The organism is Maricaulis sp., assembly GCF_048270265.1.
Classification (GTDB): domain Bacteria; phylum Pseudomonadota; class Alphaproteobacteria; order Caulobacterales; family Maricaulaceae; genus Maricaulis.
Genome location: NZ_JBLWTD010000008.1, coordinates 121659 through 129538, shown reverse-complemented (window position 1 = coordinate 129538; position 7880 = coordinate 121659). Strand labels below are relative to the sequence as shown.

At 60.4% G+C, this 7880-nt stretch carries 8 protein-coding genes and 1 tRNA gene; all 9 read right to left on the bottom strand.

What is annotated here, in order from left to right; all coding sequences use genetic code 11:
- Positions 1-43: 43 nt before the first annotated feature.
- The 9 genes from ACN0YF_RS06700 to ACN0YF_RS06660 all read right to left on the bottom strand — a co-directional run bounded on the left by ACN0YF_RS06700 (position 44) and on the right by ACN0YF_RS06660 (position 7557).
- Positions 44-661, bottom strand: coding sequence for an energy transducer TonB (locus ACN0YF_RS06700; RefSeq protein WP_417493795.1), 618 nt, complete (start codon positions 659-661; stop codon positions 44-46).
- A gap of 357 nt (positions 662-1018) precedes the next feature.
- Positions 1019-2560 (bottom strand): tetratricopeptide repeat protein, encoded by a 1542-nt coding sequence (locus ACN0YF_RS06695; RefSeq protein WP_417493794.1) that lies wholly within the window; start codon positions 2558-2560, stop codon positions 1019-1021.
- Positions 2561-2699: 139 nt separating this feature from the next.
- The gene (locus ACN0YF_RS06690; RefSeq protein ID WP_417493793.1) at positions 2700-3317 is read right to left on the bottom strand and encodes an energy transducer TonB; all 618 of its coding nucleotides are present in this window, start codon (positions 3315-3317) and stop codon (positions 2700-2702) included.
- Positions 3318-3329: 12 nt separating this feature from the next.
- Complete coding sequence (locus ACN0YF_RS06685; protein ID WP_417493792.1) at positions 3330-3734, bottom strand: ExbD/TolR family protein; 405 nt, start codon at positions 3732-3734, stop codon at positions 3330-3332.
- A gap of 17 nt (positions 3735-3751) precedes the next feature.
- Positions 3752-4162 (bottom strand): ExbD/TolR family protein, encoded by a 411-nt coding sequence (locus tag ACN0YF_RS06680; protein ID WP_417493791.1) that lies wholly within the window; start codon positions 4160-4162, stop codon positions 3752-3754.
- Positions 4159-4695, bottom strand: a complete 537-nt coding sequence (locus tag ACN0YF_RS06675; protein ID WP_417493790.1) for a MotA/TolQ/ExbB proton channel family protein — start codon at positions 4693-4695, stop codon at positions 4159-4161. The genes ACN0YF_RS06680 and ACN0YF_RS06675 overlap by 4 nt, the downstream gene beginning before the upstream one ends.
- Before the next feature lie 14 nt (positions 4696-4709).
- The gene (locus ACN0YF_RS06670; RefSeq protein WP_417493789.1) at positions 4710-6098 is read right to left on the bottom strand and encodes a MotA/TolQ/ExbB proton channel family protein; all 1389 of its coding nucleotides are present in this window, start codon (positions 6096-6098) and stop codon (positions 4710-4712) included.
- Between the two features lie 24 nt (positions 6099-6122).
- Positions 6123-6887, bottom strand: a complete 765-nt coding sequence (locus tag ACN0YF_RS06665; protein ID WP_417493788.1) for a DUF3450 domain-containing protein — start codon at positions 6885-6887, stop codon at positions 6123-6125.
- Between the two features lie 595 nt (positions 6888-7482).
- Positions 7483-7557: transfer RNA gene (locus ACN0YF_RS06660), tRNA-Gln, on the bottom strand.
- Positions 7558-7880: the final 323 nt, after the last annotated feature.

Here is a 7880-nt window from a genome sequence, read left to right as displayed (position 1 = left end):
GGCCGCTTCCGGTTGGACGGGGCCATCCGTTCCGTCCGGAAACCTATTCGTCGAGGCGATAGACCAATTGCGTCGTGGCGCCACGATACATGATCGGCTGACCAGCCTCGATCTGCGGGCTGTAGCGCCAGTTGGCGACCGCATTGATTGACGCGCGTTCGAAGAGCGAGCTGGAACAATCCAGCGCCCGTACATTCGTCGTCGTTCCCTGCGGGGTGATATCAAACAGAACCGAGCACTGGCCTTCCAGGCGGCGTTCAGCCGCCCGCGGCGGATACATCGGTTGCACCCTGACAACGGGAACGGGCTCGCGCTGGCTGATCACAATACTGCCCGGGCCACTGATCTCGGAGCGTCCGACGGGCGCTACCACATGCCCGCCCGTGCCCGGAAGGGCGTCGACCGGACTGGACGGCGCGTCACGCGTCGGTGGTGCCGGTGGCAGCGGAACCGGCTCTACGTGGATGATATCCGGGCTGCGATCAATCTCCTCATCGGCGGGATCGAACCGGATCTCGATCGCAGGCGGTTCGACCTCGACCACCGGTTCTACGGGGCCGATATCGATCAATTGCCGCATCATGAGGAAGAGTCCGACCGTCATGATCGCCGCCAGGGGCAGGACCAACGGTATTCTCAGTGACTGAAAAGTGGCTGTCATTGGACAGGCCTCCCCTTTGACAGTGTCTGCACGGCCCCGACAGCGTCTGTCACTCGACCCGCCGCTCGCCCGGTAGCGTCAACCGCCTGCCGGGATGACGGGTGTGACGCAGAGCTACAACACAGTCCCGCGCCACCCCTGGAGGATCGTCAAAAGAGAGGGCGAAACCACGGCGGAACAAGGAGGGATTGTGGCCATTGCGGGGTCATTTTCCGGGCGGCGGGTCCGGTTCATCGCCCGCGAACGCAGCCCGGCCCGCCGGCAACGCCCGGGCAGACAAAGAAAAACGCCCCGGCCAGAAGCCGGGGCGTCATTCAATTCACCTTGTCTTCCAGGCAACCTGCCTGGCGATGCCGGCTAGCCGGCGTCTTCAGACGTCTCGGCGGCTTCGTCCGGGGCTTCCGCAGTGGCTGCGGTCACAGGGGCGATCGGCTCACCATACTGATTGTAGAGATCAGCACAGCGTGGCTGCACTTCGATGACCGTGCGGCCGGTTTCGTCGATCGTACCCAGAAGCCGGGCCGTCTCGAGCGCATCCTCGACACCGAAGCGGCACTCATCCTGACGGACGCGTTCGCGGATGCGGATACGGTCAGCCTCGGCCTGGATCACACTGTTGATATAGGTGATATAGCCGGTGGCCGTGCGACGCGAGTACGGGTAGCGGGCACCTTCACGGAAAGCCGCAAGGGCAGACTGCCGACGGTCCAGATCGAGCCGGACATTGCCCAGCAGGGTCCAGGCGGTACCCGGACGGTCAAGACCGCCACGTTCCAGGGCGTCCTCGAATGCCGCCTCGGCCTCGGAGAGATTACGCTCCTGGTAGAGGGCTTCGGCCAGCTTGAGATAGTCATTCCCGTCGCCCGACAGCTGAGCCAGCTGGCGCAGTACCGGTATGGCGCGTTCCCATTCACGGGCCTGGCGCCACATATTGGCAAGCAGGTTGAGATTGCGCTGGCTGCGCTCGACAACACCGGCATTCATTTCGCGCTCAAGGATGACCGCGCCGCGATAGGGGTATTCGAAGAAGCTGTAATACTGGGCCAGCGCCTCGATTTCACGCCCTTCCGTGAACATGCCGTTGATGTACATGATCTTGTTGGCTTCGAACGCATCCTCTTCGCGGCCGACCTGGGCCAGCAGCGAGGCATAGGAACGCCAATTGCTCTTCTCGGCAGGCCAGCGCTGCACCATCTCTTCGACGATGCCCATCTGCTGGGGAACCATTTCGAGCTGCTGATAGTAGAACAGCATCAGGCTGTAATCGCCCCGCTGGCGATCGGCGCTCGGGATCATCGCCCAGAAGCGATTGGCCCAGACGAGACCTTCACGATAGCGTTCGGCCTGGCCATAGGCTTGGGCCAGCATGCGTGCGAGCGGTGCGTTCACGATTTCCGTGCCGCCATCGGCGACGGCGCGCTCGAGAGAGGCAATGCCGCGGGTGTAGTCGTCGATCGTGATGTAGAGCTGACCGATATTGATCCGGTAGCTGTTCACTTCGCTCGGCAACATCGCGCCGGTGGCAATGGCAGCTTCCCAATCCTGGATCGCCTGGGAGATCCGGTCGGTGTCGTAATAGGCACGGCCGCGCAATTGCAGCGAAACGGCGCGCTCATACGGATTGATGCTGGACGAGCCCAGGGCCCGGTTCAGCGTCGTGATGGACGCGGCATACTGTTCCGCTTCCTGTTGCGCCAGGGCTTCCTGGACGATCTCGCCGATCGCCGCCGAGAAAACCCGGTCTGCAGCGTTCTGGTCGGATTGCTCGTCCGAACGGCGCTCGCGTCGCTGCGCGTCTGCCGCAGTCGCGAACACACCACCGGTCAACGACACGGCCATCGCGAGCATGGCAAGCTTGCGGGTTACCCCAGTCAGATCGAAACCGCTAATACGGATCATCGATGGCTCCTTCATACCAGTCCCGCTCCCCTGGACAGGCTTTCACAAACTGTCTGGGTGGCGCCCATAAGGCCCGCACCCGCTCCCGCAGTCGTCGATGGATGACCGTGGTGGGCCACGCTCATCCATCGCCGTATTCCTATTGCGAAATGCGGAACTCGAATTGCGTTTCCACATTCACACGTGCCACTGGCACGCCGTCCTGCACTTTCGGGCTGTAGCGCCACCGCTCGACGGCACGCTCTGCAGCGCGCTCGAACAGTGAACTGTCACAGGCAAGGATCCGGATATTGGTCGGCGTGCCATCGGCGGTCACGTCGAACCGGACATTGCAGGTCCCTTCGGTTCCGCGCTCGAGTGCCCGCATTGGATATTGCGGCTCGATGCGGACCAGTGGCTGGGCGTCACGGTCAGAGACCGAGAAGCTGACACTGTCACTATTCAGTTGTGGTGCAGCGAAATCCGGGATCTCGCCCATCACCGTTGCCAGACCTTCAGTTGGCTGTTCAGCCCGCTGACGTTCGATCTGTGGCGGTGGTGGCGGCGGGTCCACCTGCTGGACGTCTTCGATGGTCGTATCCCGGCGACGGGCCGCGATGTCCTGGACCTCGTCATTGATCGTGAACGAGAGTTCGTCCTCGGTCTGCTCCGGTGGCGCGCCTTCGGTAAAGATCAGGCGGGTCATCAGCATGAAGAGTGCGACCGTCACAAGTGCGGCAATCGGAATTCCGCCGATGAGGCGAATTATGCTTCCCATAATCAGTCCTCCCTAACTTTGTAACGTCGAAATCTTGACTTCGACACCCATTTCCGTGAGCAGATCCTGAACGTCGAGAATGACGCCGATATTGGCGGACTCGTCGCCCTGGATCATGGCCTCGCCCTTGGGATTCTCGAGCAGAAGCTGCTCGATCACGCCCCGGAGTTCGGCCATCTCATAGGACCTGCGATTGACCCAGATCTCGTTGGTCGCCGTGATGGCCACCAGCATGGACGGGGTTTCACGCTCTTCGGTCATGGCATCCGGACGGATCACCGACACGCCCGGCTCCTTGATGAAGACGGAGGTGACGATGAAGAAGATCAGCAGAATGAAGACAACGTCGAGCATCGGCGTCATGTTCAGTTCGACTTCTTCCTCTCCGGTACTTACGCGGCTAACACGGCGCGCCATATTGAACCTCCCCGGACCTAACCGTTTTCTTCGTTGCGCTGGAGCGAGACCGGAATGCCGTTGGCACCCATCTCATCCCAGATCTGGACAATGATACCGTGATCGGCTTCGTCCTCGACATCGACGAGAACCGCACTGCCCGGCTCTTCCGAGCGGAAGCGATTCACGGCCGAGAGAACCCGGTCAACATCCGTCCGGACCCGATTGACGAAGATATTATTATCGTCGTCAACCTGAACCAGGATTGGTGGTGGCGCTGGCTCGTTCGTTTCCGGCGGCGTATCCGCAGGTGGCCGCATGTCGATCCCCTCTTCCGAGAGGAAGGTCGCAGTCACGATGAAGAAGATCAGCAGGATGAAAACGATATCCAGCATCGGGGTCATATTGACCTCGGCCTGGTCGTCCGTGTGCTTGGCCCGACGCCTCATGACTGAACTCCTTCACCGATTTCGAGCTTGTCGGCGAGGCGCGCTACGCGGCGCTTGGCCAGAAGTTCGATCTGGGTTGCGAAAATCAGTCCGGACAGGGATGCGACCATCCCCGCCATGGTCGGGATCGTGGCCCGGGAAACACCGGCCGACATGGCCTGTGCGTCCGAAGACCCTGAAATCGCCATGACATCGAAAACCGAGACCATGCCGGTCACTGTTCCCAACAATCCGAATAGCGGGGCAACCGCGACGAGGGTTTTCACCAACTCGACATTTTGATCGCAACGCTGCTTAACCTCCGAGATGAGCTGGTCGCGGATGGCATGGGCATACCAAGACTTTCGGTCTGCCCGTGCCGACCACTCCCGCCTCGCCGCGTCTTCTTGCCCGCCAAAGGCGAAGTAGAAGTAGGCGAAGCGCTCGAGGATGAAGGCCCACATTACAAAGGTCGTTACCATAATAACAACCAGAACGGGGCCTCCGCGCTCGAGGAACTCCTGAAGGCCGGTACTTACGGCCTGGAAATCCATAACGCTTCCTCCAATTAGCCCTGTGAGCGCTCTTCAGCGTGACGGGCAACCATGCCAGCAGCTTGTTCTTCGAGCACCTGCTGCACGCCGCGAGCAAAGCTCTGCGCGAAGCTGTGAATGAACAACAGCGGAATGGCGGCAATAAGACCAAGAACCGTGGTCATGAGCGCTTCGGAAATACCGCCGGCCATGATCCGCGGATCGCCCGTACCGAACAGCGTGATCTGGGTGAAGGTCTTGATCATCCCGGTCACGGTACCCAGCAGACCCAGCAGCGGTGCAATACCGGCCGCCAGTTTCAGGAAGTTGAGACCGAATTCGAGCTTCGGCGATTCCTGGAGAATGGCCTCGTCAAGCTTCAGTTCCATCGTCTCGACGTCTTTGTCCTTGGCAGCTTCATAAGCCATCATGACACGGCCGAGCGGATTGCCCTTGCCAGCCTTCGACTTGCGCTTCTGACCATTGACGGCCGCCTGCGTGCTCAACAGAGCGAACATGCGGAACAGACCAAAGGCTGCAGAGATTACCAGAAGACCGATGATCACCAGGCCAACCATGCCGGACTGATTGATACGCTCTTCCAGATCCGGAACGTCCTTGTAGATGTCCAGCAGGGCACCACGCGAAGGATCGACAACACCCATGACGATTTCGTTCGGATCGGCATTGTACAGGGCCGATGCGGCAGAGATCAGATTGCCCGGAGGCTGGGTCGCAAGGTCAGACAGGGTCCACGCACCGGTGGTGGTGTCTTCCTTCCAACGCGCGAAGCGCTGGTTGTTGTTAAAGCTGGTGAAGGCAATGAACGGTCCGACACGAGTCACTGGAACAGGCTGGCCATTGCCGATGCCTGTAACCATCGAATCGAAGGTCACAACACCTTGCTGGCCGATCATTTCATCGATCGCCCGGCGCCAGATGTAGTCCAGCTCTGCACGGGTTGGAAGCGTGCGGCCGGTTGCCAGAGCCTCAAGCGCATCGGCACGGCCCGGGAATTGGGCAGACACCACAGACGCATTGATGATGGCGGCAAATTCGCCAGCGGCCTGACGGGCTGCACCGAACAGCTCACCGAACGCACCCTGGCGCTGGCGAAGGTCGGTCGCAAGAACGTCGATCTGGGTCTGATTGGCTTCGAATTGCGCCGTCAGGGCTACGGCCTGACGCTCCAGAGCGGCCATTTCGGCACGCGCCTGGCTCAACAGCGCCTGCTGCTGATTCGTACTGCTCTGGAACTCACGAAGGCGAGCCTGGTTTTCCTGGCTGGCCTCACGCGCATCGCTGCGCACGCGGTTCAGAAGTTCGCTGATTGATCCGGCCGGCTGCGTCTGGGCGACAGCTCCGGCAGTGAGCGCCACACCCATCGAAACGGCGGCGGCGAGTATCTTAAAAGTGGTCTTCATCGCTTAACTCTCCGTTCCAATCCGTTACTGCGCTACCGTCGGCCCTGGGAGAGGCGCGAGGAAGACAGACGGGGTGGTGACTTCTTGAGCGATCCGGATTGCGCGGGTCACATTGGCTTCATAGCTACCCGGAAGCGCAACCCAGTCGGTGCCATTGATATGACGCATGGTCATGCGGCCATCAGGGTATTTGCGGATCATGGCGATACGGCCAATCTGCAGCACGGTCACATTGACCGGAATGCCTTCCTCGAGAATTTCTTCATCATAGGAATTCAGCGAGCGACCGTAGGACGCCTCGATGTCGTAGGCATTCAGGATCACGCGATAACGCTCAGCCGGGGAAATCTCCGGATCGTCGATCAGTTCGTAAAGACGCTCGATCCGGTGAAGCCGGCCGTTTTCGCCCTCAAGGCGGAAAGGAAGGTCAAGATTCACGAATTCCTCGAGATTCTGGACCATTTCGCGCATCATTGGCGACAGGTCGCGCTGGATGTTTTCAACGCGGTCGATCTGTGCCTGCAGCGAACCCATCTCGTTCTCTTGCGAACGGATGAACACTTGCTGCTGCTCTACGAACAGACGCTGCGATTCGATCTGGTCGAGCAGGGCACGATATTCGAGTTCGATATCCGTGCGCTGGTCGTCCAGCTGGTCAATACGCGATTGCGTCTGCGCACCGTCGTTCGTATTCTGGCGTGCCGTCTGCAGCACGGGTGCGAGTTGCGCAGAGGCAACTCCCCCGACGGCGCTCACCGCAACCGCCGCCATGAGCGACGCGCGAACCATTTTCTTCAAGTCCACCATTTCTCGCCTCACAATGGTAATCGCAGGTCGCCAGTACGGCTCCCCGCCCACATTAATTCGATGCTAAACCGGCAAAATGCCTGCCGGATTGGCCCCCTACCCTAAACTCAAGCGGCGCGCTGGCCGCCCTCGGATAACCCGATTAGCGTTCAATTCTGCACGGATGGTTACCGTAGCTGTTGTTACGAACCACCCATAGACCGCGATGGTAGCCCCACCGTCTCATTAACGCATGCGCGCCCTTGAAATCCGGCTGAACGCTAACACTAGCCAAGCCTTACGATCAATACATCATTATGGCTGGAATGCGACCAAACCAGCTCCGAAAGCAGCAGATTTCGCCTGATGCGATTAATTGCCGGGCGCAGCTCGCCTAGGGGATGCAATAAGCTGTTCGTGTCTCAAGGGGTTCCCGGCTTCCGGCGGCCAGGGGGTGTCACGGACATTTCACGTCTGCGTGACAGCGCCATGCTTCGCGCCCGTCCCCGCGGTGCCACCCTGCCGAATCGCCGCGCCCGTTATCACCGGGGGCTCCCGGTGCGGGATGATTCGCGCTGAAGGTTTCAACTGAGTCGGTTGGCTGGGGCGCCAGGATTCGAACCTGGGAATGCCGATACCAAAAACCGGTGCCTTACCACTTGGCGACGCCCCAACCGGGTCCGCCATCTGCGACGGAGCGGGCTAGATACCGAGTCGAGCCGACGGATGCAACGGCTCAATGCGGTGACTGCCGGGCAGATTTGCAGCTGCTCTGCAGTGGCAACGCCCAAACCGCAGCATCACCGCGCCAATTCGCGCACAGATCCACCTGACTCAGCGATGCGGGCAGGCCTGCTACAGAGGCTGTGCCGGGTGTTTTTGGCGCGTTGCACGGCTGTCGCGAGTTGGCTATAAGCGCCGCCTCGGTTCGGAGTATAGCTCAGCCTGGTAGAGCACCGTCTTCGGGAGGCGGGGGTCGCAAGTTCAAATCTTGCT